Annotated in this window: 34 protein-coding genes; 3 read left to right on the forward strand and 31 right to left on the reverse strand. The window is 70.7% G+C overall.

Going from position 1 to position 21,647, the window contains the following annotated elements; translation table 11 throughout:
* Window positions 1–31: 31 nt before the first annotated feature.
* The 3 genes from M0638_RS26300 to M0638_RS26310 all read right to left on the reverse strand — a co-directional run bounded on the left by M0638_RS26300 (window position 32) and on the right by M0638_RS26310 (window position 3,566).
* Window positions 32–1,015 carry an NAD-dependent epimerase/dehydratase family protein gene (locus M0638_RS26300; protein WP_248669951.1) on the reverse strand — a complete coding sequence of 328 codons (984 nt, stop codon included), beginning with the start codon at window positions 1,013–1,015 and terminating at the stop codon, window positions 32–34.
* A gap of 345 nt (window positions 1,016–1,360) precedes the next feature.
* Entirely contained in the window at window positions 1,361–2,401 is a 1,041-nt protein-coding gene (locus tag M0638_RS26305; protein WP_248669920.1) for a Bug family tripartite tricarboxylate transporter substrate binding protein, read from the reverse strand.
* A 184-nt stretch (window positions 2,402–2,585) separates the two neighbouring features.
* Window positions 2,586–3,566, reverse strand: a complete 981-nt coding sequence (locus tag M0638_RS26310; protein WP_248669921.1) for a Bug family tripartite tricarboxylate transporter substrate binding protein — start codon at window positions 3,564–3,566, stop codon at window positions 2,586–2,588.
* 276 nt (window positions 3,567–3,842) lie between these two features.
* On the opposite strand from M0638_RS26310, the gene M0638_RS26315 reads away from it, so the two are divergent.
* From M0638_RS26315 to M0638_RS26325, 3 genes are all read left to right on the forward strand, one after another.
* Complete coding sequence (locus M0638_RS26315) at window positions 3,843–4,238, forward strand: hypothetical protein (RefSeq protein ID WP_248669922.1); 396 nt, start codon at window positions 3,843–3,845, stop codon at window positions 4,236–4,238.
* 186 nt (window positions 4,239–4,424) lie between these two features.
* Complete coding sequence (locus M0638_RS26320; protein ID WP_248669923.1) at window positions 4,425–4,817, forward strand: hypothetical protein; 393 nt, start codon at window positions 4,425–4,427, stop codon at window positions 4,815–4,817.
* Window positions 4,818–4,857: 40 nt separating this feature from the next.
* The gene (locus M0638_RS26325) at window positions 4,858–5,556 is read left to right on the forward strand and encodes a M35 family metallo-endopeptidase (protein WP_248669924.1); all 699 of its coding nucleotides are present in this window, start codon (window positions 4,858–4,860) and stop codon (window positions 5,554–5,556) included.
* A gap of 158 nt (window positions 5,557–5,714) precedes the next feature.
* Here M0638_RS26325 and M0638_RS26330 read toward each other — a convergent pair whose 3' ends face one another.
* The 28 genes from M0638_RS26330 to rpsJ all read right to left on the reverse strand — a co-directional run bounded on the left by M0638_RS26330 (window position 5,715) and on the right by rpsJ (window position 21,546).
* Window positions 5,715–7,166, reverse strand: a complete 1,452-nt coding sequence (locus M0638_RS26330) for a caspase family protein (protein ID WP_248669925.1) — start codon at window positions 7,164–7,166, stop codon at window positions 5,715–5,717.
* 257 nt (window positions 7,167–7,423) lie between these two features.
* Window positions 7,424–7,849 carry a 50S ribosomal protein L17 gene (gene rplQ, locus M0638_RS26335; protein WP_248669926.1) on the reverse strand — a complete coding sequence of 142 codons (426 nt, stop codon included), beginning with the start codon at window positions 7,847–7,849 and terminating at the stop codon, window positions 7,424–7,426.
* A gap of 26 nt (window positions 7,850–7,875) precedes the next feature.
* Entirely contained in the window at window positions 7,876–8,901 is a 1,026-nt protein-coding gene (locus tag M0638_RS26340) for a DNA-directed RNA polymerase subunit alpha (RefSeq protein ID WP_248669927.1), read from the reverse strand.
* A gap of 13 nt (window positions 8,902–8,914) precedes the next feature.
* Window positions 8,915–9,313, reverse strand: coding sequence for a 30S ribosomal protein S11 (gene rpsK / locus M0638_RS26345; RefSeq protein ID WP_248669928.1), 399 nt, complete (start codon window positions 9,311–9,313; stop codon window positions 8,915–8,917).
* Window position 9,314: 1 nt separating this feature from the next.
* Window positions 9,315–9,692 carry a 30S ribosomal protein S13 gene (gene rpsM / locus M0638_RS26350; protein WP_248669929.1) on the reverse strand — a complete coding sequence of 126 codons (378 nt, stop codon included), beginning with the start codon at window positions 9,690–9,692 and terminating at the stop codon, window positions 9,315–9,317.
* A 272-nt stretch (window positions 9,693–9,964) separates the two neighbouring features.
* On the reverse strand, window positions 9,965–10,624 hold the full coding sequence (locus M0638_RS26355) for an adenylate kinase (RefSeq protein WP_248669930.1): 660 nt from the start codon (window positions 10,622–10,624) through the stop codon (window positions 9,965–9,967).
* The gene (gene secY, locus M0638_RS26360; RefSeq protein WP_248669931.1) at window positions 10,621–11,988 is read right to left on the reverse strand and encodes a preprotein translocase subunit SecY; all 1,368 of its coding nucleotides are present in this window, start codon (window positions 11,986–11,988) and stop codon (window positions 10,621–10,623) included. Before secY ends, M0638_RS26355 begins: the two co-directional genes overlap by 4 nt.
* Before the next feature lie 153 nt (window positions 11,989–12,141).
* Entirely contained in the window at window positions 12,142–12,630 is a 489-nt protein-coding gene (gene rplO, locus M0638_RS26365; protein ID WP_248669932.1) for a 50S ribosomal protein L15, read from the reverse strand.
* Window position 12,631: 1 nt separating this feature from the next.
* Window positions 12,632–12,847, reverse strand: coding sequence for a 50S ribosomal protein L30 (rpmD, locus tag M0638_RS26370; protein ID WP_248669933.1), 216 nt, complete (start codon window positions 12,845–12,847; stop codon window positions 12,632–12,634).
* A complete protein-coding gene (gene rpsE, locus M0638_RS26375; protein ID WP_248669934.1) occupies window positions 12,840–13,451 on the reverse strand; it encodes a 30S ribosomal protein S5 in 612 nt (203 codons plus the stop codon). Before rpsE ends, rpmD begins: the two co-directional genes overlap by 8 nt.
* Window positions 13,452–13,462: 11 nt before the next feature.
* On the reverse strand, window positions 13,463–13,825 hold the full coding sequence (rplR, locus tag M0638_RS26380; protein WP_248669935.1) for a 50S ribosomal protein L18: 363 nt from the start codon (window positions 13,823–13,825) through the stop codon (window positions 13,463–13,465).
* A complete protein-coding gene (gene rplF / locus M0638_RS26385; RefSeq protein WP_248669936.1) occupies window positions 13,825–14,358 on the reverse strand; it encodes a 50S ribosomal protein L6 in 534 nt (177 codons plus the stop codon). The genes rplR and rplF overlap by 1 nt, the downstream gene beginning before the upstream one ends.
* A 10-nt stretch (window positions 14,359–14,368) precedes the next feature.
* A complete protein-coding gene (gene rpsH / locus M0638_RS26390) occupies window positions 14,369–14,767 on the reverse strand; it encodes a 30S ribosomal protein S8 (protein ID WP_248669937.1) in 399 nt (132 codons plus the stop codon).
* Window positions 14,768–14,777: 10 nt separating this feature from the next.
* Window positions 14,778–15,083, reverse strand: a complete 306-nt coding sequence (gene rpsN, locus M0638_RS26395) for a 30S ribosomal protein S14 (RefSeq protein ID WP_248669938.1) — start codon at window positions 15,081–15,083, stop codon at window positions 14,778–14,780.
* 50 nt (window positions 15,084–15,133) lie between these two features.
* On the reverse strand, window positions 15,134–15,694 hold the full coding sequence (gene rplE, locus M0638_RS26400; protein WP_248669939.1) for a 50S ribosomal protein L5: 561 nt from the start codon (window positions 15,692–15,694) through the stop codon (window positions 15,134–15,136).
* Complete coding sequence (rplX, locus tag M0638_RS26405) at window positions 15,694–16,011, reverse strand: 50S ribosomal protein L24 (RefSeq protein WP_248669940.1); 318 nt, start codon at window positions 16,009–16,011, stop codon at window positions 15,694–15,696. The genes rplE and rplX overlap by 1 nt, the downstream gene beginning before the upstream one ends.
* Complete coding sequence (gene rplN / locus M0638_RS26410) at window positions 16,011–16,379, reverse strand: 50S ribosomal protein L14 (protein WP_248669941.1); 369 nt, start codon at window positions 16,377–16,379, stop codon at window positions 16,011–16,013. Before rplN ends, rplX begins: the two co-directional genes overlap by 1 nt.
* A gap of 3 nt (window positions 16,380–16,382) precedes the next feature.
* Window positions 16,383–16,688, reverse strand: coding sequence for a 30S ribosomal protein S17 (gene rpsQ / locus M0638_RS26415; protein WP_248669942.1), 306 nt, complete (start codon window positions 16,686–16,688; stop codon window positions 16,383–16,385).
* Between the two features lie 15 nt (window positions 16,689–16,703).
* Complete coding sequence (gene rpmC, locus M0638_RS26420) at window positions 16,704–16,910, reverse strand: 50S ribosomal protein L29 (protein ID WP_248669943.1); 207 nt, start codon at window positions 16,908–16,910, stop codon at window positions 16,704–16,706.
* Window positions 16,911–16,914: 4 nt separating this feature from the next.
* The gene (gene rplP, locus M0638_RS26425) at window positions 16,915–17,337 is read right to left on the reverse strand and encodes a 50S ribosomal protein L16 (RefSeq protein ID WP_248669944.1); all 423 of its coding nucleotides are present in this window, start codon (window positions 17,335–17,337) and stop codon (window positions 16,915–16,917) included.
* A 12-nt stretch (window positions 17,338–17,349) separates the two neighbouring features.
* On the reverse strand, window positions 17,350–18,027 hold the full coding sequence (gene rpsC, locus M0638_RS26430) for a 30S ribosomal protein S3 (protein WP_248669945.1): 678 nt from the start codon (window positions 18,025–18,027) through the stop codon (window positions 17,350–17,352).
* A gap of 1 nt (window position 18,028) precedes the next feature.
* Entirely contained in the window at window positions 18,029–18,430 is a 402-nt protein-coding gene (gene rplV, locus M0638_RS26435) for a 50S ribosomal protein L22 (RefSeq protein ID WP_248669946.1), read from the reverse strand.
* Window positions 18,431–18,434: 4 nt separating this feature from the next.
* A complete protein-coding gene (gene rpsS, locus M0638_RS26440) occupies window positions 18,435–18,713 on the reverse strand; it encodes a 30S ribosomal protein S19 (protein ID WP_248669947.1) in 279 nt (92 codons plus the stop codon).
* Window positions 18,714–18,717: 4 nt separating this feature from the next.
* Complete coding sequence (gene rplB, locus M0638_RS26445; protein ID WP_248669948.1) at window positions 18,718–19,554, reverse strand: 50S ribosomal protein L2; 837 nt, start codon at window positions 19,552–19,554, stop codon at window positions 18,718–18,720.
* Window positions 19,555–19,558: 4 nt separating this feature from the next.
* Entirely contained in the window at window positions 19,559–19,840 is a 282-nt protein-coding gene (locus M0638_RS26450) for a 50S ribosomal protein L23 (RefSeq protein WP_248669952.1), read from the reverse strand.
* 68 nt (window positions 19,841–19,908) lie between these two features.
* The gene (gene rplD / locus M0638_RS26455; RefSeq protein WP_248669949.1) at window positions 19,909–20,523 is read right to left on the reverse strand and encodes a 50S ribosomal protein L4; all 615 of its coding nucleotides are present in this window, start codon (window positions 20,521–20,523) and stop codon (window positions 19,909–19,911) included.
* An 11-nt stretch (window positions 20,524–20,534) separates the two neighbouring features.
* Window positions 20,535–21,215 carry a 50S ribosomal protein L3 gene (gene rplC / locus M0638_RS26460; protein ID WP_248669950.1) on the reverse strand — a complete coding sequence of 227 codons (681 nt, stop codon included), beginning with the start codon at window positions 21,213–21,215 and terminating at the stop codon, window positions 20,535–20,537.
* A gap of 22 nt (window positions 21,216–21,237) precedes the next feature.
* Entirely contained in the window at window positions 21,238–21,546 is a 309-nt protein-coding gene (gene rpsJ / locus M0638_RS26465) for a 30S ribosomal protein S10 (protein WP_211854477.1), read from the reverse strand.
* Window positions 21,547–21,647: the final 101 nt, after the last annotated feature.

Raw genomic sequence — 21,647 nt, forward strand, 5'->3', positions numbered from 1 at the left:
AACGGGCTTCTAAGCCCCAACACCAAAAGCGTCAATGGGGTGACATTCCTTTCCACATCAGAAACCACTTCGCGAAGCGTGGCACCCCCGTCTCGATCGCGGTGCGCGGCTCGAAGCCCGTCAGGTCGCGGATCGCCTCGATGTCGGCGAAGGTCTCCCCCACGTCGGTCGCCGGCAGCGGCGCCGAGCGCACCGTCGCACGGCGGCCGAGGGCCTCCTCCAGCAGGCCGAGGAAGCGGCGTACCTCCTCCGAGCGGTGGTTGCCGATGTTGAGCAGCCGCGGCCCCTCCCCCGCCGCCGGCGGCCGGTCGAGGCAGGCGACCACGCCCGTCGCGATGTCCTCGACGAAGGTGAAATCGCGGCGCAGCACCCGCCCCTCGTCGTAGAGGGTGATCGGCCGGCCCGCGAGGATCGACTCGGCGAACAGCCAGGGCGCCATGTCCGGCCTGCCCCACGGCCCGTACACCGTGAAGAAGCGCAGCCCCGTCTGCGGCAGCCCGAAGATGTGCTGGTAGGCGGCGCTGATCAGCTCGCCGCCGCGCTTGGTGGCGGCATAGAGCGACACGGGCCGGTCCACCCGATCCGATTCGGAGAAGGGCAGCTTGGTGTTGCCGCCGTAGACGGAGGAGGAACTCGCGTAGACCAGATGGTCGAGTCGCGGCAGGCGGCGCGCCAGCTCCAGCACCACCAGATGACCCATCAGGTTCGCCTCGACGTAGGCGTAGGGGTCCACCAGCGAGTGGCGCACCCCCGGCTGCGCCGCCAGGTGCACGATTCGCGAGATTTCCGGCCGCGCGGCGGCAAGCCCGAGCACCGCGTCGCGGTCCGTCAGGTCGGCATGCAGGAATTCGAAGCCGGCCCTGCCTTCCAGGCGCGACAGGCGCGCCCGCTTCAGCGCCGGGTCGTAGTAGTCGTTGAGACTGTCGAGTCCGAGCACCGCGTCGCCGCGTGCGAGCAGCAGCTCGGCCACGTGCATGCCGATGAACCCGGCCACTCCCGTCAGCAGCACCGCCATGTCCACGCCCCCCCCCGCTTCCGGCCATCTCGGCAGGGCAGACGACGTGCCCGCGCGGATGCATCCCTACAGCAGATCGGCGCCGCGTCGAGGGAACGATGCGCGGCGGGGCACGGCGCGGTGGCGGGTGCGCGACCATGGCGGGGCCGGTATGCGGGGCGCGGCGCCGGCCCGGGACGCCCGCCGGAGCGGATCCCGTTCGCCAAGGCTCACGGAACCACTCCGGCTCCCTGCTTTTCGGGCATCCTCATCCGCCCCCCTGCCCCTGGCCGCGATACCGTCGAGGGGCCGGGGAAGAGGGGCCGGCGGGCCGGCATCGGACCGCCGGCCCAGCCGTGCGACGGATCAACCGGCGGTGATGTTGTTGGCGCGCACCACCTCGCCCCACATGGCGTGGTCGCGCCGCACCATCGCGGCGAATTCCTCCGGCGTGCCGCCGCCGATGTCGTCGCCCTGCGAGACGACGCGCTCGCGCGCCTGCGGGTCGCGCACCGCCGTGTTCAGCGCGGCATTGGCCTTGGCGATGATCTCGGCGGGCGTGCCCTTCGGCGCGAACAGGCCGATCCAGGCATAGAAGACGAAGTCCCGCAGCCCCTGCTCCGTCGCGGTCGGCACGTCCGGGAAGGCGGGGGAACGCTCGGTGCCGGTGACGAGCAGCGCGCGCAGCTGCCCCGCCTTGACGAAGGGAGCGACGACCGAGGCGCCGTCGAACATCAGGTTGAAGCGGCCGGCGATGAAGTCCTGGATCGCCGGGCCGCTGCCGCGATAGGGGATGTTCTCCATCGGCGGGCCGCCGATGCGGCTGCGGAACAGCTCCATCGCGCAGTGCGACAGGCTGCCGGCCGCCGGCGTGCCGTAGTCCACCCCGCCGGACTGCGCCTTGATCCACGCCGTCAGCTCGGCGACGTTGCGCGCCGGCACCGAGGGGTGCACGCAGAGCACCATCGGGCTCTTCAGCGACAGGCCGATCGACGCGAGGTCGAGCGGGTTGATGGTCATGCCCGGGAAGGTGTGCGGGTTGATCGCGATCGGGCTCGAATTGCCGGCCAGCAGCGTGTAGCCGTCGGGCCGGGCGCGAAGCACCGCCTCGGTGCCGAGGTTGCCGCCGGCGCCGCCGCGGTTGTCGATCACCACCGGCTGGCCGAGCGCGGCGGAAAGGCCCGGCTGGATCACCCGCGCGGCGAAGTCGGTCTGCCCGCCCGGCGGGAAGCCCACGATCAGCGTCACCGGCCGGCTGGGCCAGGCGGCCTGCCCCTGGGCAAGCGCCCTGGAGGACAGGCCGAGGCCCGGCGCGCCCAACCCCAGCGTCCCGAGACCCAGCGTCCCGAGCGCCGTCCGGCGCGACACCCGCCCGGTCCCGGCCATCCCGGCCTCATCGGCGCGCATGTCGCCGGCATGCCCGTTTCCGCCCTTTGCTGACGTCATCGTCCTGTCCTTCCCGGCGCGCCCCCATCGCGGCGCGCCCGCCGTGCCGATGCGTTGTGCCGGGCTGGAGACCCGGCGGCAACGATCCGCTGACGCCCCGGCACGCATTTCGTTCCGGTATCCCTCCCCCGCCCCGGCCGCGGGCTCAGCTATCCGTGCGGATGCCGTTGTCGCGGATCACCCGGCCCCACTTCTCGATCTCGGCGCGCAGGAACTCGCCGCACTGCTCGGGCGAGGTGGCGCGGACATCGGCGCCCTGCTCCTCGATCTTGCCCTTCACCTCCGGGTCGGCCAGCACGCGGACCAGGGCGTCGTGCATCTGCCGCACGATCGGGTCCGGCGTGCGCGCCGGGGCCAGCATCGCCCACCAGGTCGGCGCCTGGAAGCCGCCGAAGCCCTGCTGCGCGAAGCTCCTCACCCCGGGCACGTGCCGCGTCTCGCCGGCCGTCGTCACGCCGAGCGGGCGCAGCGTGCCCTCGCGGATATGCTGGCTGATGATGACGACGTTGGACATGAACAGCGGCACGTCGCCGGCCAGCGCGCCCTGCAGCGCCGGGCCGCCGCCGCGATAGGGGACGTGGGTCAGCCGGAAGCCGCCCTGCTGCTGCAGCAGCGTCGTCGCGACATGGGCGAGGCCGCCGATCCCGGAAGTGGCGTAGTTGATCTGCTCCGGCCGCCGCTTCGCGTCCTCGATCAGCTCGGGGAGGCTCCGCCAGGGCGTGGAGCGGTGCGCCACCAGCGCCAGCGGGCCGTCGGCCACGAGGCAGACCGGCGCGAAGGCCTCCATGGTGCGGAAGGGCAGCCGCATCACCGTCTCGTTGGTGGCCTGGGTGTCGTAGGCGAGCATCCAGGTGTAGCCGTCGGCCGGCGCGCGCGCCGCCTCGGCCGCGCCGACCGAGCCCGAGGCGCCGCCGCGGTTGTCGATCACCACCGCCTTGCCCAGCACCTCCTGCAGGCGCGGCTGCATGATGCGCGCGACCGTGTCGGTGGAACCGCCGGGCGGCCAGGGGACGATGAGGCGGACGGGCCGGTCGGGCCAGGACTCGGCGCGCGCGAGGCGCGGCATGGCGAGAGCGGTCGCGAGGGGCGAGGCGGCGGCGAGTCCCAGCAGGGTACGGCGGCGCATGAACGTTCTCCCGGATTTGCCCTCGTGATCGCATGCCGGCGCAGCCGGCTCAACCATCGCATCGGGCGTCGCCGGCCGGGAAACGGGCCGGCCCGGGCGTGGCCGCGTGTCCCGCCTCCCCCATGCCGGCGCCGGCCCCTGCCGCGCACCGCATGGCCGGCGTGCCGATCCTGTCGATCTTTCCATCCCCAGGTCGTTCCGGCTCCAGGGCGAACGGCTATCCCTCCTCCCGTCGGCGGCACCGTGCCCCCGACCGCCCTCGGGAAGGATACCGTCATGCTTCGCAACCATCGCCTCGTCCTCGCCACGCTCCTGCTGACCGGCGGTTTCGGGATCGCCAGCGCCGTCGCGCAGTCCGCGGGTTCCGACAACCGCCCGGCCTTCGTTCTCGTCAACCGCAGCAGCGAGGTGATCGCACGGATCCAGGCCTCGCCGAGCACCGACAACGATTGGGGTACCGACCTGCTCGGCCGCCTGGCGCTGCCCGCCGGCAGCAGCGTGGTGGTGACCTTCCCGCGCAACAGCGTCTGCGAGCAGGACGTGCGCGTCACCTATCTCAACAACATGGCGGAGACGCGGATGCGGGTGAACGCCTGCGCCACCCGCGAGCTCGCTTTCGACGGCAGCAACGCGCAGCGCCCGCAGCAGAGCGACGCCCGGCCGGCGCGCTGAGGCGGGGCGTGCTGAGGCGGGACGTGCCGGGCACGCTCCCAGGGGGGCGGCGCGACCGCCCCCCGCGGCCGCGCCGGCGCGGCGCCCCGCTCGCCTTCCCCGACACCCCGCCCCTGCACGTCTCCGGGCCCGATGCCGGAGCCGAAACCTTTCGAGACGAGGACCCGCACGATGCGGAAGGACCCGATGCGGAGCATGCGGCGCGCCGGCCTGGGCCTGCTGCTCCTGCTGCCCGGCCTCGCCGCCGCCGACCCGCTGCCCGTCAAGCCGCCGGAACGGCGCTACGCCGACGGCGAACGCTGCCGCGGCATGACCGCGCTGCGCATCGTCAACGAGGCCGGGGTGGCGGTGACGGAGCTGTATCTCCGCCCCTCCGGCGGCACCGGCGGCTGGGGCGACGACCGGCTCGGCGAGGACACGCTGCCCGCCGGCGCCGACCTGGCGCTCGATCCCGGACTCGGGGTCTGGGACGTGCTGCTGCTGCGCGCCGACGGACGCGCCTTCCTGGCGATGCGGCAGAACGCCTGCGCCATCAACCGCCTCCGTCTCACCGCCGAAGGCGGCGTCCACGTCGATTGAGCCGAGGCCGGACGCGACCCCCACCCACCGGAGACAGCGCATGACCGCCGAAGCCATCCGCGACACCCACCCCCCTTCCCCCGGCCGCCGTCCCGGCCGGGGCCCAGCCGGCCTGGCCCTGCTGCTGGCCATGGCGCCTTTCCTCGCCGCGGCCGCGCCTTCCGGCGTGCCGGACAAGCCGGGGATGCCGGTCGCGCCCGACCTCTGCACGGCCGGGCAGCGCGCGACCATCGAGGCCGCCTTCGGCGAGGCCGGCACGCGGCTCGCCGCCGCCATTGCCCTTCTGGAGTCGGCCCCGGAGGACGCGCATGTACGGCGCTGGTTCGGAGGGGCAAGACGGAAGCTGCTGCGCGTCAACCTCGGGCTGATCGCGGCGGCGCTGCGGCCGGAGGCGCGGCCGGCCCTGATCTGCAACCCGAGCCGTCCCTGCGATGCCGGGAACTGGGCGCGGGCCAGCACCGTCGGGCGGAGCCTGACCTTCTGCCCGCGCTTCTTCGACAGCCCGGCGGCGGGACAGGATTCGCGCTTCGGGGTGGTGATCCACGAATTGTCGCACATCGTGATCGGCACCCGCGATGCCACCTACCAGCCCGCGCGCAGCGAGGCGCTGGCCAGGGACGAGCCGCGCGTCGCCGCCACCAACGCCGACAATTACGAGTACTTCGTCGAGCTCCTGCCGGAGAGCAGGCCGGCACCCGGCAGCGTCGGCAAGCCCGAGCCCCTGCCCTCCGGCGGCTGAGCCGATGCGCCCGAGGGTCTCGCGGCGGTGTCCGCCGGGCCGGGCAGGCCGGCCCCAGAGCCGTTCCGGCCTGACCGTATCGGGCCGGAGCGGCTCCAGCCTTTCGATTTCTCGCATTTTCCGGGTCGCCGGGTGAGTACACCCAGCTTGGGAATGCTCTATTGCAGCCGCAGCTCCGTGATCGCGCAGGCATCGACCCGGCGCTCGACGGGCGCGCCGGAATCGAATTCGGCGCGCAGGTCCACGTCGCAGGTGACGCCATGGGGCAGCCGCACCTCGACCTTGCCGCCGGGCGACAGCGGGGCGCCGTCGGCGATCCGGTTCGCGCCCCAATTCCGGTCGCTCGACAGCGAGACGCGCAGGTCGCGCAGGCGGCGGGCGGTGCCGTTGACCACGGCCAGGTCGGGATTGGCCGGCAGCAGGCGACCATTCTCCCAGAGCACCATGGTGGCGAAGCGGCAGGTATCGACTCGCATCGCCTCGATCTGCGGCGCCCCGGCGAATCGTGCCTGGAGGTCCACCTCGCAGCTGCCCCGGGGCAATTGCACCGGCGTCCGCGCCCCGGCCGCCAGCGGCGTGCCGCCGAGTCGCTCCGCCCCCCAATTGTCGTTGGTCGAGAGCGAGGCGCGCAATTCGGCGATCGGGCGGCCGGTGCGGTTGACCAGCAGGAAGCTCGGGTCGCGGACCGGGGCCGCGGGCGAGTCCGGTGCGCCGCTGCCCGGCGGCGTGCCGGGACCGGTCTCGGGTGCGGCGCCGGGCTGGTTCGGCGAAAGCGGCGGCAGGGGCGGCAGGCGGGCGGGGTCCAGGCCGCGCGGCATGAAGTAGAAGTCCGCCTCGATCGGCGAGAAGGAGACCCAGGGGGACTGGAAGCGCCGGGTCTGCTCGCGCGTGCGCAACGCTGCCGTGTTGAAGACGCGGAACAGGTCGAGGCCCGGCGTGCGGATCGCCCGCAGGAGCTGCGCGGTGTAGGGGCTGTTGAGCGCGGCGTTGCCGCCATCCAGCGAATTCTGGTCCGGCTCCGCGGCGTAGGCGATCACCATGCCCGGCGGCGCCTGCATGGGCGCGAGGCCCTGGCGCGAGTCGCGCGTCGTGCCCGGCCGGAACGGGTTGCTGCGGCAGGCATCGAGGATGACGAAGCCGAGGCGCGGCGCCGCTCCCTGCAGCACGTTCAGCACCAGCCCCACATCCACGAATTCGAAGGGCAGGTCCTGCGGCGTGCGCGCGTTGCCGCGCGGCGGCACCATCCAGTTGCGGCCGTCCACCTGGGTGCCGTGGCCGGAGAAGTAGAACAGCGCCGCCTCCGCGCCGCGCGCGGCGTCGCCGAAGGCGCGGATCGCCTGCTCGAAACCCTGCTTGTCGGGATCCACGAGCGGCCCGCCGCCGACCAGCTCGAAGCCGAGCGCCTGGAGCGTGGCACCCATGCTCCGGGCATCGTTCGGGGTGGAGAGGAGGCGGCTCTGCCGCTCGTAGGCGCCGATCCCGACCACCAGGGCGACGCGGCGCCCGACGGGCTGGGAATCGCCGGGCTGGGCACCGGCACCCTGGGCCATGGCCGGCACCGGCGTGCCGAGCGGCAGAAGAGCGAGGCAGACCACCAGGAGCCACCGCATGACCAGCCCATCCCACGAGGATGATACAGCATCATAACGAGGCGCGGTCCGGGCCGCAACGCAGCCGGAATGGTGGCGTCGGGTCTCCGCGAGCCTGGAGGCGGGGCGCGCGGAGGGGAGCGGAGGTGCCAGGCCCCGGGCACGAAAAAGGGGCGGATGCGCGAGCATCCGCCCCTTCGCGATCAGCGAAGCATGGCGCCAGAGGGGCGCCGAACCGACCTTGGCGCCAGGGGCGCCGGGCTGTGGGCGCCGGGCCTTCAGCCCTGCGCCTGCTCCTCGGTGTTCGCCTCAGGCTTCGGGCCGCTGTCCTGGCCCTTGGCGGAGACGTCGCGCTCCACCAGCTCGATCACCGCCATCTGGGCGGCGTCGCCATGGCGGATGCCGGCGCGCAGCACGCGGCAGTAGCCGCCGTTGCGGCCGCGGTAGCGGTCCGCGAGGGTGGAGAAGAGCTTCGCCACCACCTTCTCGTCGCGGATCTGCGCGTAGGCCTGGCGGCGGGCATGCAGGTTGCCGCGCTTGCCGAGGGTGATGAGCTGCTCGGCGTAGGGGCGCAGCTCCTTCGCCTTGGGCAGGGTGGTGGTGATCTGCTCGTGCTTCAGCAGCGACTCGGCCATGCTGCGGAACATGGCGAGGCGGTGGCTGGAGGTGATGCCGAGCTTACGGCCGGCAATCCCGTGACGCATTGTCGTAGTTCCTCAAGACTGCCGGACTAGAACGGCTCTTCGAGCTTCTTGGCGAGATCCTCGATGTTCTCCGGCGGCCAGCCCGACACGGTCATGCCGAGGCCGAGGCCCATGGAGGCGAGGACTTCCTTGATCTCGTTGAGCGACTTGCGGCCGAAATTCGGCGTGCGCAGCATCTCCTGCTCGGTCTTCTGAACGAGGTCGCCGATGTAGACGATGTTGTCGTTCTTCAGGCAGTTGGCGCTGCGGACGGAGAGTTCCAGCTCGTCCACCTTGCGCAGCAGGTTGCGGTTGAAGGGGAGATCGTCCTGGATCTCCTCCACCACGCGCTGCCGCGGCTCGTCGAAGTTGATGAAGAGCTGGAGCTGGTCCTGCAGGATGCGGGCGGCGAGCGCCACCGCGTCGTCCGGCGCGACCGTGCCGTCCGTCTCCACGTTCAGCACGAGCTTGTCGTAGTCGGTCACCTGGCCGACGCGGGTGGGCTCCACCCGGTAGGCGACGCGGCGCACCGGCGAGTAGATCGCGTCGATCGGGATCAGGCCGATCGGCGCGTCCTCGGGGCGGTTGGCCGAGGCGGGGACGTAGCCCTTGCCCGACTCCACGGTCAGCTCCATCGACAGCTTGGCGCCGTCGTCGAGCGTGCAGATGACGAGATCGGGGTTGGCGATCTCGATGTCGCCCGTGGTCTGGATCTGGCCGGCGGTGACCTCGCCCGGGCCGGTCGCGGTCAGGGCGAGCCGCTTCTGGCCCTCGCCCTGCATCCGGATGGCGAGCTGCTTCACGTTCAGGACGATGTCGGTCACGTCCTCCCGCACGCCCTGGATGCTGCTGAATTCGTGCAGCACGCCGTCGATGCGGATGGCGGTGACCGCGGCCCCCTGGAGCGAGGAGAGCAGCACCCGGCGCAGCGCGTTGCCGAGCGTCATGCCGAAGCCGCGCTCCAGCGGCTCGGCGACGATGGTCGCGGTGCGGATGGGATCGGCGCCCGACTCGACGTCCAGCTTCTCCGGACGGATCAGGGAGCGCCAGTTCCTCTCGATGACAGCTGTCACGATTCGGCTGGCCTCAGACGCGGCGCCGCTTGCGGGGGCGGCAGCCATTGTGCGGGATCGGCGTCACGTCCTTGATGGCGGTGACGTAGAAGCCCACGGATTGCAGGGCACGCAGCGCGCTCTCACGGCCCGAGCCGGGGCCGCTGACCTGGATCTCCAGCGTCTCCATGCCGTGCTCGCGCGCCTTGCGGCCCGCATCCTCGGCGGCGACCTGCGCGGCGTAGGGCGTGGACTTGCGCGAGCCCTTGAAGCCCTGGGAGCCGGAGGACGACCAGGCGATGGCGTTGCCCTGCGCGTCGGCGATGGTGACGATGGTGTTGTTGAACGACGCCAGGACGTGGGCGACGCCGGAGGAGATGTTCTTCCGCTCCTTGCGGCGGGGGCGCGAACCGGCTTGGGGCTGACGGGCCATCTTACTTCGTCACCTTCTTCTTGCCGGCGATCGCGACCGCCTTGCCCTTGCGGGTGCGGGCATTGGTGTGGGTGCGCTGGCCGCGCACCGGCAGGCCGCGGCGGTGGCGCAGGCCGCGGTAGCAGCCCAGATCCATCAGGCGCTTGATGTTCATCGCCGTCTCGCGGCGCAGGTCGCCCTCGACGCGGTACTCGCGGTCGATCAGCTCGCGGATCTTGAGGACTTCCTCGTCCGTGAGCTGGTTCACCCGGCGGTCGTCGGCGATGCCGACCTTCTCGCAGATGTCGGCCGCGTTCTTCGGGCCGATGCCGTAGATGTAGCGCAGCGAGATGAGCACGCGCTTGTTGGTCGGAATGTTCACGCCGGCGATGCGCGCCACGGTCAAGCTCCTGAAGCCGGTCGCTTCCCCCCTGCAGGGTTGGCTGGTCCGCCGGCTGTATGTCGGTTGTTCCGGGGCGGAGCGCCCTCGGGGGACAACGGGCAGGTTGTGCAATGGCGAAAGGCGAGCCGGGCCATCCCTTACGGGTGCCCGGGCCGCCGGAGCGCGGGACTATACTCGCCAGCCCCTCTCCGTCAAGCGCCGCAGGTCACATGACCGCGAGCGCCGGCGGGAACGCGGCCACCCGGCCGCGCCCCGCCCCTGGCACGGGCCTAGCCCTTCGGCGGGCCGTCGAGGATCGCGGCGATCTGGCGCGCCACCTCGTCCATCTCGGCCATGCCGTCCACGCCGCTCAGCTTGCCCTGCCCGGCATAGTAGGGCAGCAGCGGCGCGGTCTGCTGGTGGTAGGCCTCCAGGCGGGCCGCCACCAGCTCCGCCTTGTCGTCCGAACGACGGGTGAAGGCGGTGCTGCCGCAGACGTCGCACACCCCCTCCACCTTCGGCCGCTTGAAGCTGTCGTGGTAGCCGTTGCCGCAACTGGAGCAGGTGAAGCGGCCGGCGATGCGCTCCACCAGGGCGCCGTCATCGACCTTCAGCTCGATGACGTGGTCGAGCGGGATGCCCTTCTCCCGCAGCATCACGTCGAGCGCCTCGGCCTGCGGCACGGTGCGGGGGAAGCCGTCCAGGATGAAGCCCTTCTCCGCGTCCGGCTTCGCCACCCGCAGCGCCAGCATGGCGGTGATGATGGCATCCGGCACCAGGGCGCCGCGCTCCATGATCGCCTTGGCCTCGCGGCCGATCTCGCTGCCGCTCTTCACCTCGGCCCGCAGCATGTCGCCGGTGGAGATCTGGGCGATGCCGTACTTCTCCTCCAGCAGCTTGGCCTGGGTGCCCTTCCCCGCCCCCGGCGGGCCCAGCAGAATCAGCTTCATCGCGCGCGCCCACCCCTTCCGGCCATCCCTTTGCCGCCGAGCCGAGCCTTGCGGATCAGCCCCTCGTACTGGTGCGCGAACAGGTGCGACTGCACCTGCGCCACCGTGTCCATGGTGACCGAAACGATGATGAGAAGGGAAGTGCCGCCGAAATAGAAAGGCACGCCGTAGTTGCTGATGAGGATCTCCGGCAGCAGGCAGACGGCGCAGAGGTAGAGGGCGCCGACCGCCGTCAGGCGAGTCAGAACGTAATCAAAATAATCCGCCGTGTTCTGGCCGGGCCGGATGCCGGGGATGAAGCCGCCGTACTTCTTGAGGTTGTCCGCCGTCTCCTGCGGGTTGAACACCACCGCCGTGTAGAAGAAGGAGAAGAAGATGATCAGGCCCATGTAGGCCGCCATGTAGAGCGGCTGGCCATGGGCGAGCAGGTTGGCGGTGCGCTGCAGCCAGCCATCGTCCGCCCCCGCCCCGAAGCCCGCGATGGTGGCGGGCAGCAGCAGCAGCGAGGAGGCGAAGATCGGCGGGATCACGCCCGCGGTGTTGATCTTGAGCGGCAGGTGGCTCGAATCGCCGCCGAACTGGCGGTTGCCGACCTGGCGCTTCGGGTACTGCACCACGATCCGGCGCTGCGCCCGCTCCATGAACACCACGAAGGCGATCACGATCACCGCGACCACCAGCAGCAGCAGGATGAAGAAGGTGGAGAGGGCGCCGGTGCGGCCCAGCTCCAGCGTCGAGGCCAGGGCGTGCGGCAGGTTGGCGACGATGCCGGCGAAGATGATCAGGCTGATGCCGTTGCCGACGCCGCGCGCCGTGATCTGCTCGCCGAGCCACATCAGGAACATGGTGCCGCCGACCAGCGTGATGACGCAGGAGAGGCGGAAGAACCAGCCGGGGTCGCTCACCGCCGCGCCGAAGCCGCCGCGCATGCCCTCCAGCCCCACGGCGATGCCGTAGGCCTGCACCACCGCGATCAGCACGGTGAGGTAGCGCGTGTACTGGTTCAGCTTCTTGCGGCCGGACTCGCCCTCCTTCTTCAGCGCCTCCAGCGAGGGCACCGCGGCGCTCATCAGCTGCACGATGATGGAGGCCGAGATGTAGGGCATGATGTTCAGCGCGAACACCGTCATGCGCCCGAGCGCCCCGCCGGTGAACATGTCGAACATGCCGAGGATGCCGCCGCCGTGCTGGCGTAGGATCTCGCCCATCACGGCGGGGTCGACGCCCGGCACCGGCACGTAGGTGCCGACGCGGTAGACGATCAGCGCCAGCAGGGTGAACCAGAGACGCTTCTTGAGCTCGGTCGCCCGCGACAGGACGCCGAGGTTGAGGTTGGCCGCGAGCTGCTCGGCGGCGGACGCCATGGGAAGACCCTCCTCGCGACTGCGGCGCCGGAAGGGTTCCCCGGCAGGGGGCCCCACGGCGCCGCAGCAACGCACCTGCGATCAGCTTTGCGCCCCGTGTCGCGGGAGGCAAGCGCGATCAGAATCGCTCCCCGCGTGGCGGGGAAGCAAGTTTTACGCCGACGCCGCCTCGGCCGGCGGGTTCAGCACGGTGACCGTGCCGCCCGCCGCCTCCACCGCCGCCTTCGCCGCCGCCGAGGCGCCAGAGACGGTGATGGTCACGGCGCGCCTGATCTCGCCATTGGCCAGCAGCCGCACGCCCGCGAGCTTGGCGGAGGCGCGGACCAGGCCGGCCTCGCGCAGCTTCGCCTCGTCGATCGGCTCGCCGGCCGGCAGGCGGCCGGACTCGATCGCCTTGCCCAGCGCGCCGAGGTTGATCGGCGCGTATTCCTTGCGGAACAGGTTGACGAAGCCCCGCTTCGGCAGGCGGCGGTACAGCGGCAGCTGGCCACCCTCGAAGCCGTTCAGGCTGACGCCGGTCCGGGCCTTCTGGCCCTTCACGCCGCGGCCCGAGGTCTTGCCCTTGCCGGAGCCGATGCCGCGCCCGACGCGCTTGAACTTCGGGCGGGCGCCCTCGTTGTCGCGCAGCTCGTTCAGCTTCATCTCAGCCCTCCACCTTGATGAGGTGGGCCACCTTGCGGATCATCCCCCGCACGGCCGGCGTGTCCTCCAGCTCGCGCGAGCGATGCATCTTGTTGAGGCCGAGCCCGATCAGCGTCTCGCGCTGGCCGGGCTTGCGGCCGATCGGCGACCCGGTCTGGGTCACCTTCACGGTCTTCGTCGCGCCGACGGGCGCGCCGGGGTTGTTCGTGTCAGACACCGGCAGCCTCCGCGGCCTGCGCCTCGCCCGGCTGATCCTTGCGCGGGCCGAGCAGGTCCGAGACCTTCTTGCCGCGGCGCGCCGCGACGGCCCGGGGGCTCGTGCAGCGGGTCAGCGCGGCGAAGGTCGCCTTGACCATGTTGTGCGGGTTGGTGGTGCCCGTGCACTTGGCGACGACGTCGCCCATGCCGAGCGTCTCGAACACGGCGCGCATCGGGCCGCCGGCGATGATGCCGGTACCCGCCGGCGCCGCGCGCAGGATCACGCTGCCCGCGCCGAACTCGCCGACCACGTCGTGGTGCAGGGTGCGGCCCTCGCGCATCGGCACGCGGATCATCGTGCGCTTGGCACGCTCCGTCGCCTTGCGGATCGCCTCCGGCACCTCGCGCGCCTTGCCGGCGCCCCAGCCCACGCGGCCCTTCTCGTCGCCCACGACGACCAGGGCGGCGAAGGAGAAGCGACGGCCGCCCTTCACCACCTTGGCCACGCGGTTGATCGTGACCAGCTTGTCCTTCAGGTCGTCGCCGGGCTCGCGCTCGCGCTGCTCGCCGCGACGGCCACGATCGCGGTCACCGCCGCCGCCGCTCCTCGGTTCACGTGCCATCTACATGCTCCTCAGAACGACAGCCCGCCCTCGCGGGCGCCGTCCGCGAGCGCCTTGACGCGCCCGTGGTAGAGATAGGGGCCGCGGTCGAACACGACCTCGGTGACGCCGGCGGCGATCGCGCGTTCCGCGACCAGCTTGCCGACCACCTCGGCAGCCGCCTTGTCCGCGCCGGTGCGCAGCGCGTCGCGCTGCTCCTTCTCCAGCGTGGAGGCGGAGGCCAGCGTGCGGCCCTGGCTGTCGTCGATCACCTGCGCGTAGATGTGCCGCCCGGAGCGGAACACCGACAGGCGCGGCCGGCCGCCGCTCTTGATCTTCAGCTGGTAGCGCAGGCGCGAACGACGGCGTGCCTGCAGTGCGAGCTTGTCGGCCATTACTTCTTCTTACCCTCCTTCCGGAGGATCGTCTCGTTGTCGTACCTGACGCCCTTGCCCTTGTAGGGCTCAGGGCCACGGAAGGCCCGGATCTCCGCCGCCACCTGGCCGACCCGCTGCTTGTCCGCCCCCTCGACCTTGACGGCCGTCGGGCGCTCGCAGGAGATCCTGATCCCCTCGGGGATCGGGTAGCGGATCTCGTGGCTGTAGCCGAGGTTGAGCACGAGGTCCTTGCCCTGGACCGCGGCGCGGTAGCCCGTGCCGGTGATCTCCAGGTTCTTGACGAAGCCCGCACCCGCGCCCTGCACCATGCTCTGGATCAGGGAACGCGTGGTGCCCCACATGGTGCGGCCGCGGCGGTCCTCGCGGCGGGGCGCCACCGAGACCTTGCCGTCCTCGATCGTCACGTCCACGTCGTCCGTGAGATCGAGCTTCAGCTCGCCGTTCTTGCCCTTGGCGGTGACGGTGCGCCCGGCGAGGGCGACCTGCACCCCCGACGGCACCGTGACCGGATACTTGCCGACGCGCGACATCGTCAGCTCCTCAGAACACGCGGCAGAGCACTTCGCCGCCAACATTGGCAGCGCGCGCCTCTGCGTCGCTCATCACCCCGCGGGGCGTGGAGAGGATGGAGATGCCGAGCCCGTTGTAGAACTTCGGCAGCTCCTTGATCTTGCTGTACACGCGGCGGCCCGGCTTGGAGACGCGGGTGATCTCCTTGATGGCGGGCTCGCCCTCCGAGTACTTCAGCTCGATGTCGAGACGGCGGATGCCGGGACGCTCCTCCTCCATGCGCCAGGCGCGGATGTAGCCCTCGCGCTTGAGCACATCGAGGACGTCGGCGCGCAGGCGGGAGGCCGGCGAGGCGCAGCGGCTCTGGCGGGCGCGCTGCGCGTTGCGGATGCGGGTGAGCAGGTCGCCCAGCGGATCGGACAGCTGCATCGTCTCGGTCCTACCAGCTCGCCTTCACCATGCCGGGGATCTGGCCGTTCGAGGCCAGGTCCCGCAGCGCGACGCGGCACAGCTTGAACTTGCGGTAATTGCCGCGGGAGCGCCCGGTCACCTCGCAGCGCAGGCGCACGCGCACGCGCGCGCCGTTGCGGGGCATCTCGGCGAGCTTCAGGGTCGCGTCGAAGCGCTCCTCCACGGGGAGCGAGCGGTCCATCACGATCGCCTTCAGCGCGGCGCGCTTGCCGGCATGCACCTTCGAGAGGTGCTCGCGATGCTTGTTCTTCTCGACAGCCGAAGTCTTGGCCATGCGGTCTTACCCTCCGGAACCTGCCGGGCGGGCCCGGCGGTTTTCCAACATCAATTGACGAAGGGAAGGTCGAAGGCCTTGAGCAGCGCCTTCGCTTCCTTGTCGGTCTTCGCCGAGGTGACGAACACGATGTCCATGCCGCGAACGGTGTCCACCTTGTCGTACACGATCTCGGGGAAGATGATCTGCTCCTTCAGGCCCAGCGCGTAGTTGCCCCGGCCGTCGAAGCCACGGTTGCCCGGGGCGCCGCGGAAGTCGCGGACGCGCGGCAGGGCGATCGTGACCAGGCGGTCGAGGAACTCGTACATCCGGGCGCGGCGCAGCGTCACCTTGCAGCCGATCGCCTGGCCCTTGCGGATCTTGAAGCCCGCGATCGCCTTCTTGGCGAGCGTCTTCACCGGCTTCTGGCCGGCGATCAGCGCGAGCTCGGCCACCGCCGCGTCGAGCTTCTTCTGGTCGCCGGCGGCCTCGCCGACGCCCATGTTGATGACGATCTTCTCGAGCTTGGGCACCTGCATCGGGTTCGTGTAGCCGAACTCGTCCTGCAGCACCTTGCGCACGCGCTCGCCATACGCGACCTGCAGACGCGGCCGCTCCACCGTCTCGCTCATCAGCCGAGCACCTCGCCGGAGGCCTTGGCCACCCGGACCTTCTTGCCGTCATCGAGCACCCGGAAGCCGACGCGCGTGGGCTTGTCGGTCTTGGGGTCGATCGGCATCAGGTTGGAGAGGTGGATCGACGCCTCCTTCTCCACGATGCCGCCCGGCTGGTTCATGCCCTGCGGCTTGGTGTGCCGCTTGACCAGGTTGACGCCCTGCACCACCGCCCGGTCCTCGGTCGGCAGCACGCGCAGGACCTCGCCCCGCTTGCCCTTGTCGCGGCCGGTGGTCACCACCACCCGGTCGCCCTTGCGGATGCGCGCGGCCATCACAGCACCTCCGGCGCGAGGCTGATGATCTTCATGAACTTGCGCGCGCGCAGCTCACGGACCACCGGGCCGAAGATACGGGTGCCGATCGGCTCGTTCTGCTTGTTGATCAGCACGGCGGCGTTGCGGTCGAACCGGATGGCGGAGCCATCGGTGCGGCGCACCGGGTAGGCGGTGCGCACGATCACCGCGCGCTGCACGTCACCCTTCTTCACCTTGCCGCGCGGGATCGCCTCCTTGATGGAGACGACGATCACGTCGCCGACCGAGGCGGTGCGGCGGCGCGAGCCGCCGAGCACCTTGATGCACTGCACCCGGCGCGCGCCGCTGTTGTCGGCGACCTCGAGGTTGCTCTCGACCTGGATCATCGATCAGCCCCCGGCGGGTTCGGCCGACGGCATCGCCGGCAGCGGGGCGAAGGCGGCCGGGCGCTCGACGGCGGCGCCGTTGCGCTCCACCACCAGCCACGACTTGGTCTTCGAGATCGGCCGGCACTCCTCGATCTGCACCACGTCGCCTTCCTTGCACAGGTTGGCGTCGTCGTGAGCCGCGTAGCGCTTCGACCGGCGGATGAACTTCTTGTAGAGCGGATGCATCACGCGACGCTCGACAAGGACGGTCACCGTCTTGTCGGTCTTGTCGCTGACCACCCGGCCCGTGAGGACTCGCTTGGGCATCGCCCCTGGTCTCCTCTAAGCCTTGGCGGCGGAGCGGGTGCGCTCCGCCAGGATCGTCTTCACGCGGGCGATGTCGCGCCGCACCGCGCGGATGCGGCTCACCGCCTCGAGCTGACCCGTAGCACGCTGGAAGCGCAGGTTGAATTGCTCCTTGCGCAGGTCAAGCAGCATGGAATTCAGCTCGTCCGGGGTCTTGGCCCGGACATCGGTGATCTTGGTCATCGGCTCACGCCTCCGCCGCGCCGAGGCGCTGCACGATCTTGGTCTTGATCGGCAGCTTGGCGGCACCGAGCGTCAGCGCCTCCTTGGCGGTCTCGACGCTGACGCCGTCGATCTCGAACATGATGCGGCCCGGCTTCACCCGCGCCACCCAGTACTCGGGCGCACCCTTGCCGGAGCCCATGCGGACCTCGGCCGGCTTCGTCGAGACCGGAACGTCGGGGAAGATGCGGATCCACACGCGGCCCGCGCGCTTCATCGCGCGGGTGATAGCACGGCGCGCCGCCTCGATCTGGCGGGCGGTGACCCGCTCCGGCTCCAGCGCCTTCAGCCCGTAGCCGCCGAAGGTCAGCGTGAAGCCGCCCTTGGCCAGCCCGTGGATGCGGCCCTTATGGGCCTTGCGGAATTTCGTGCGCTTCGGTTGCAGCATGATACCCGGTCCTCAGCGCTGCGGCGCCTGCTCGGCGGCGCGCTTGTCGAGCGCCATCGGGTCGTGCGCGAGGATCTCCCCCTTGAAGATCCACACCTTGACGCCGCAGGTGCCGTAGGTGGTCTTGGCCGTCGCCGTGCCGTAGTCGATGTCGGCGCGCAGGGTGTGCAGGGGCACGCGGCCCTCGCGGTACCATTCCATGCGCGCGATCTCCGCGCCGCCCAGGCGGCCGCCGCAGTTGATGCGGATGCCCTGGGCGCCGAGGCGCATCGCCGACTGGATGGCGCGCTTCATCGCACGGCGGAACGCCACGCGGCGCTCCAACTGCTGCGCGATGTTCTCGGCCACCAGCGTCGCGTCCAGCTCCGGCTTGCGAATCTCGACGATGTTCAGCGACACCTCGGAGCCGGCCATCTTGGCCAGGTCCTTGCGCAGCGTCTCGATGTCGGCGCCCTTCTTGCCGATCACCACGCCCGGGCGGGCCGCATGGATCGTCACGCGCGGCTTCTTCGCCGGGCGCTCGATCACCACGCGGGACACGCCGGCGTTCTTCAGCCGCTCGCGCAGCCGCTCACGCAGGCGCAGGTCCTCGTGCAGCATGCGGGCATAGTCGTTGCCCGCGAACCAGCGGCTGTCCCAGGTCCGGTTGATGCCGAGCCGGAAGCCGATCGGGTTGACCTTGTGACCCATCCTACGCGGCCTCCTTCTCTGCCGCCGCCGCCTGCGCCTGCTCGGCGACGACGATCTTGAGGTGGCTGAACCACTTCTCCACGCGCGCCGCCTTGCCGCGGCCGCGCGCCTGGAAGCGCTTCATCACCACCGAGCGGCCCACCTCGGCGCGGCTGACGACCAGACGGTCGACATCGAGCTGGTGGTTGTTCTCGGCGTTGGCGATCGCGCTCTCCAGCGTCTTCTTCACCGTCAGGGCGATGCGGCGCTTGCTGAAGGTCAGCTGCGCCACCGCGTCCTGCGCCTTGGCGCCGCGGATCAGCCCGGCCACCAGGTTCAGCTTGCGCGGGGAGACGCGGATGTTGCGCGTCACCGCCTGCGCCTCGGTCTCCTCGAGACCGCGCTCGTGCTTCGGCTTGCTCATCGCATCAGCCCCGCTTCGCCTTCTTGTCGGCCGCGTGGCCGGTGAAGGTGCGCGTCGGCGAGAACTCGCCGAACTTGTGGCCGACCATGTTCTCGGTCACCTGCACCGGCAGGAACTTCTTGCCGTTGTAGACGCCGAAGGTGAGGCCCACGAACTGCGGCAGGATCGTCGAGCGGCGGGACCAGATCCGGATGATCTCGTTCCGGCCCGACGCCCGCGCGGCGTCCGCCTTGTTGAGCAGGAAGCCGTCGACGAACGGCCCCTTCCATACGCTGCGCGCCATCGCCTTAGCCCTTCGTCGCGTGGCGGCGGCGCACGATCAGCCGGTCCGTCCGCTTGTTGTTGCGCGTCTTGGCACCCTTGGTCGGCTTGCCCCAAGGCGTGACCGGGTGGCGGCCACCGGAGGTGCGACCCTCGCCACCACCGTGCGGGTGGTCGACCGGGTTCATCACCACGCCGCGGTTGTGCGGGCGGCGGCCCAGCCAGCGCATGCGCCCGGCCTTGCCGAACTGCTGGTTGGAGTTGTCCGGGTTCGACACGGCGCCGATCGTCGCCATGCACTCGGCGCGCACCGTGCGGAGCTCACCGGACATCAGCTTGATCTGCGCATAGCCGGCATCCTTGCCGACCAGCTGCGCGTAGGTGCCGGCCGAGCGCGCGATCTTGCCGCCGGCGCCGGGCTTCATCTCGATGCAGTGCACGATCGTGCCGACCGGGATGGCCGCCAGCGGCATGGCGTTGCCCGGCTTGATGTCGGCCCGCTCGCCCGCCACCACCACGTCGCCGGCCTTCAGCCGCTGCGGCGCGAGGATATAGGAAAGCTCGCCGTCCTCGTACTTCACGAGGGCGATCCAGGCAGTGCGGTTCGGGTCGTACTCGAGCCGCTCGACCGTCGCCGGCACGCCGAACTTGGTGCGACGCTTGAAGTCGACGTAGCGATAGGACTGCTTGTGTCCGCCGCCGCGGAACCGGACGGTGGTGCGGCCGTGGTTGTTGCGGCCGCCCGAGTGCTTCTTGCCCTCGGTGAGCTGCTTGACCGGCGCGCCCTTCCACAGCTCCGTCCGCTTGACGAGGACGGTGCCGCGCAGGCTCGGCGTGACCGGGTTGAATGTCTTCAGCGCCATGACGTCACGCGAGTCCCGTCGTCAGGTCGATGCTCTGGCCCTCGGCCAGGCGCACGATCGCCTTCTTCCAGTCGGAACGCTGGCCCTCGCGGCCGCGGAACCGCTTGGCCTTGCCCTTCACGGTGACCGTGTTCACCGCGAGCACGTTCACGCCGAACAGGCCCTCCACCGCGGCGCGGATCTGGGGCTTGGTCGACTCCAGCGGCACGCGGAAGACGATCTGGTTCTGCTCGGCCAGGATCGTCGCCTTCTCGGTCACGACCGGGGAGAGGATCGTCTGGTACATCTGCTCGCGCGAGAACGGGCGGCCGGCGGACAGCTCGCCCGGAGCGCGGGTCTTCTTCGCGGCCTCGCTCACTTCAGTCGCTCCTGCAGGGCCTCGACGCCGGCGCGGGTCACGGCCAGAACGTCGTGCTTGAGGATGTCGTACACGTTGGCGCCGATGGTCGGCAGCACGTGCACGTGCGGCAGGTTGCGCGCGGCGCGGCCGAAGCCCTCGCTCACCGTCGCATCCACCACCAGCGCGCTGGCCCAGCCCAGTGCCTTGACCTGGCCGGCCAGCGCCTTGGTCTTGCCGTCCGAGGCCGCGGTGTCGAGCACCACCAGCTTGCCCTCCGCCGCCTTCTGCGACAGCGCCGAGATCAGGCCGAGGCGGCGCACCTTCTTGGGCAGCGCGTAGCCATGGTCGCGCACGACCGGGCCGTGCACCACGCCGCCGGTGCGGAACTGCGGCGCGCGCAGCGAGCCCTGGCGGGCATTGCCCGTGCCCTTCTGGCGGTACGGCTTCTTGGTCGTGCCGGACACCTCGCCCATGCCCTTGACCTTGTGCGTGCCGGCGCGCCGCTTGGCGAGCTGCCAGTGCACGACACGCGCCATGATGTCCGCGCGCGGGGTGGCGCCGAACAGCGCGTCAGGCAGGTCGAGCTCACCCGCCTGGCCGTTTTCCAGTGTGATAACCGGAACCTGCATCGTTCTCGTCCTCAGGCCGCGGTCGGGTACGGCGCGTCGGCGTGACGCTTGCGCTTCACCGCGTCGCGCACCAGCACCCAGCCGCCCTTGGCACCCGGAACCGCGCCCTTCACCAGGATGAGACCCTTCTCGGCATCGACGCCGGCGATCTCGAGATTCTGGGTGGTGATGCGGTCCGTGCCGAGGTGGCCGGCCATCTTCTTGTTCTTGAAGGTCTTGCCGGGGTCCTGACGGTTGCCCGTCGAACCGTGGCTGCGGTGGCTGATCGAGACGCCGTGCGACGCCTCGAGGCCCGAGAAGTTCCAGCGCTTCATCGCGCCGGCGAAGCCCTTGCCGATGGCCTGGCCGGTCACGTCGACCTTCTGGCCCTTCACGAAATGCGCGGCCGAGAGTGCCGTGCCGGGCTGCAGCGCCGCGTCGGTGGCGACACGGAACTCGACCAGCTTCTTCGGCGCCTCGACACCCGCCTTCGCGAAGTGCCCCTTGTTCGCCTTGGTCACGTTCTTCGGCTTCGCCCGGCCGATGCCGAGCTGGACCGCGTCGTAACCGTCCTTCTCCGTCGTGCGGGTCGAGACCACGCGCACCTCGTCGAGGTGCAGCACGGTGACCGGCACGGTCGACCCGTCATCGTTGAAGAGCCGGGTCATGCCCAGCTTCTTCGCGATCAGGCCCGTGCGACCATAGGTGGCCATCGTCCGATGCTCCCCTGCGGTCTCAGATCTTGATCTCGACGTCGACGCCCGCGGCGAGGTCGAGCTTCATCAGCGCGTCCACGGTCTGCGGCGTCGGGTCGACGATGTCGAGCAGGCGGCGATGCGTCCGGATCTCGAACTGCTCGCGGCTCTTCTTGTCGACGTGGGGCGAGCGGTTCACCGTGAACCGCTCGATCTCCGTCGGCAGCGGAATGGGGCCGCGCACCCGGGCACCCGTGCGCTTCGCCGTGTTCACGATCTCCCGCGTGCTGGTGTCCAGCACACGGTGATCGAACGCCTTCAGGCGAATGCGGATATTCTGACTGTCCATCGGTCGCGGACCCATATCCTCTCAGAGAGCGATCCGCCCCGTCACTTCGTGATGCTGGCGACGACGCCGGCGCCGACGGTGCGGCCGCCCTCGCGGATGGC

The organism is Roseomonas acroporae (assembly GCF_023223525.1).
GTDB lineage: Bacteria > Pseudomonadota > Alphaproteobacteria > Acetobacterales > Acetobacteraceae > Roseomonas_E > Roseomonas_E acroporae.

Bases quoted from the DNA above. Each gene is read 5' to 3' on its own strand.
- rpsQ (WP_248669942.1), bottom strand. From the start codon at position 16,688: ATGCCCAAGCGAGTCCTCACGGGCCGGGTGGTCAGCGACAAGACCGAC.
- rplB (WP_248669948.1), bottom strand. From the start codon at position 19,554: ATGGCGCTGAAGACATTCAACCCGGTCACGCCGAGCCTGCGCGGCACC.
- M0638_RS26310 (WP_248669921.1), bottom strand. From the start codon at position 3,566: ATGCGCCGCCGTACCCTGCTGGGACTCGCCGCCGCCTCGCCCCTCGCG.
- M0638_RS26355 (WP_248669930.1), bottom strand. From the start codon at position 10,624: ATGAAGCTGATTCTGCTGGGCCCGCCGGGGGCGGGGAAGGGCACCCAG.
- rplN (WP_248669941.1), bottom strand. From the start codon at position 16,379: ATGATCCAGGTCGAGAGCAACCTCGAGGTCGCCGACAACAGCGGCGCG.
- rpsC (WP_248669945.1), bottom strand. From the start codon at position 18,027: ATGGGTCACAAGGTCAACCCGATCGGCTTCCGGCTCGGCATCAACCGG.
- M0638_RS26305 (WP_248669920.1), bottom strand. From the start codon at position 2,401: ATGCGCGCCGATGAGGCCGGGATGGCCGGGACCGGGCGGGTGTCGCGC.
- rplR (WP_248669935.1), bottom strand. From the start codon at position 13,825: ATGGCCGACAAGCTCGCACTGCAGGCACGCCGTCGTTCGCGCCTGCGC.
- rpsE (WP_248669934.1), bottom strand. From the start codon at position 13,451: ATGGCACGTGAACCGAGGAGCGGCGGCGGCGGTGACCGCGATCGTGGC.
- M0638_RS26315 (WP_248669922.1), top strand. From the start codon at position 3,843: ATGCTTCGCAACCATCGCCTCGTCCTCGCCACGCTCCTGCTGACCGGC.
- rpsN (WP_248669938.1), bottom strand. From the start codon at position 15,083: ATGGCCAAGACTTCGGCTGTCGAGAAGAACAAGCATCGCGAGCACCTC.
- rpsH (WP_248669937.1), bottom strand. From the start codon at position 14,767: ATGCAGCTGTCCGATCCGCTGGGCGACCTGCTCACCCGCATCCGCAAC.
- rplO (WP_248669932.1), bottom strand. From the start codon at position 12,630: ATGAAGCTGAACGAGCTGCGCGACAACGAGGGCGCCCGCCCGAAGTTC.
- rpmC (WP_248669943.1), bottom strand. From the start codon at position 16,910: ATGACCAAGATCACCGATGTCCGGGCCAAGACCCCGGACGAGCTGAAT.
- rplC (WP_248669950.1), bottom strand. From the start codon at position 21,215: ATGGCCACCTATGGTCGCACGGGCCTGATCGCGAAGAAGCTGGGCATG.
- rplD (WP_248669949.1), bottom strand. From the start codon at position 20,523: ATGCAGGTTCCGGTTATCACACTGGAAAACGGCCAGGCGGGTGAGCTC.
- rplP (WP_248669944.1), bottom strand. From the start codon at position 17,337: ATGCTGCAACCGAAGCGCACGAAATTCCGCAAGGCCCATAAGGGCCGC.
- rpsJ (WP_211854477.1), bottom strand. From the start codon at position 21,546: ATGGACAGTCAGAATATCCGCATTCGCCTGAAGGCGTTCGATCACCGT.
- M0638_RS26325 (WP_248669924.1), top strand. From the start codon at position 4,858: ATGACCGCCGAAGCCATCCGCGACACCCACCCCCCTTCCCCCGGCCGC.
- M0638_RS26450 (WP_248669952.1), bottom strand. From the start codon at position 19,840: ATGTACCAGACGATCCTCTCCCCGGTCGTGACCGAGAAGGCGACGATC.
- rplV (WP_248669946.1), bottom strand. From the start codon at position 18,430: ATGAGCAAGCCGAAGCACGAGCGCGGTCTCGAGGAGACCGAGGCGCAG.
- rplF (WP_248669936.1), bottom strand. From the start codon at position 14,358: ATGTCGCGCGTCGGCAAGTATCCGGTCACGGTGCCGTCGGGGGTGCAG.
- rplQ (WP_248669926.1), bottom strand. From the start codon at position 7,849: ATGCGTCACGGGATTGCCGGCCGTAAGCTCGGCATCACCTCCAGCCAC.
- secY (WP_248669931.1), bottom strand. From the start codon at position 11,988: ATGGCGTCCGCCGCCGAGCAGCTCGCGGCCAACCTCAACCTCGGCGTC.
- M0638_RS26300 (WP_248669951.1), bottom strand. From the start codon at position 1,015: ATGGCGGTGCTGCTGACGGGAGTGGCCGGGTTCATCGGCATGCACGTG.
- M0638_RS26320 (WP_248669923.1), top strand. From the start codon at position 4,425: ATGCGGAGCATGCGGCGCGCCGGCCTGGGCCTGCTGCTCCTGCTGCCC.
- rpsS (WP_248669947.1), bottom strand. From the start codon at position 18,713: ATGGCGCGCAGCGTATGGAAGGGGCCGTTCGTCGACGGCTTCCTGCTC.
- rpsK (WP_248669928.1), bottom strand. From the start codon at position 9,313: ATGGCCCGTCAGCCCCAAGCCGGTTCGCGCCCCCGCCGCAAGGAGCGG.
- rplX (WP_248669940.1), bottom strand. From the start codon at position 16,011: ATGGCCGCGCGCATCCGCAAGGGCGACCGGGTGGTGGTGACCACCGGC.
- rplE (WP_248669939.1), bottom strand. From the start codon at position 15,694: ATGAGCGAGACGGTGGAGCGGCCGCGTCTGCAGGTCGCGTATGGCGAG.
- M0638_RS26330 (WP_248669925.1), bottom strand. From the start codon at position 7,166: ATGCGGTGGCTCCTGGTGGTCTGCCTCGCTCTTCTGCCGCTCGGCACG.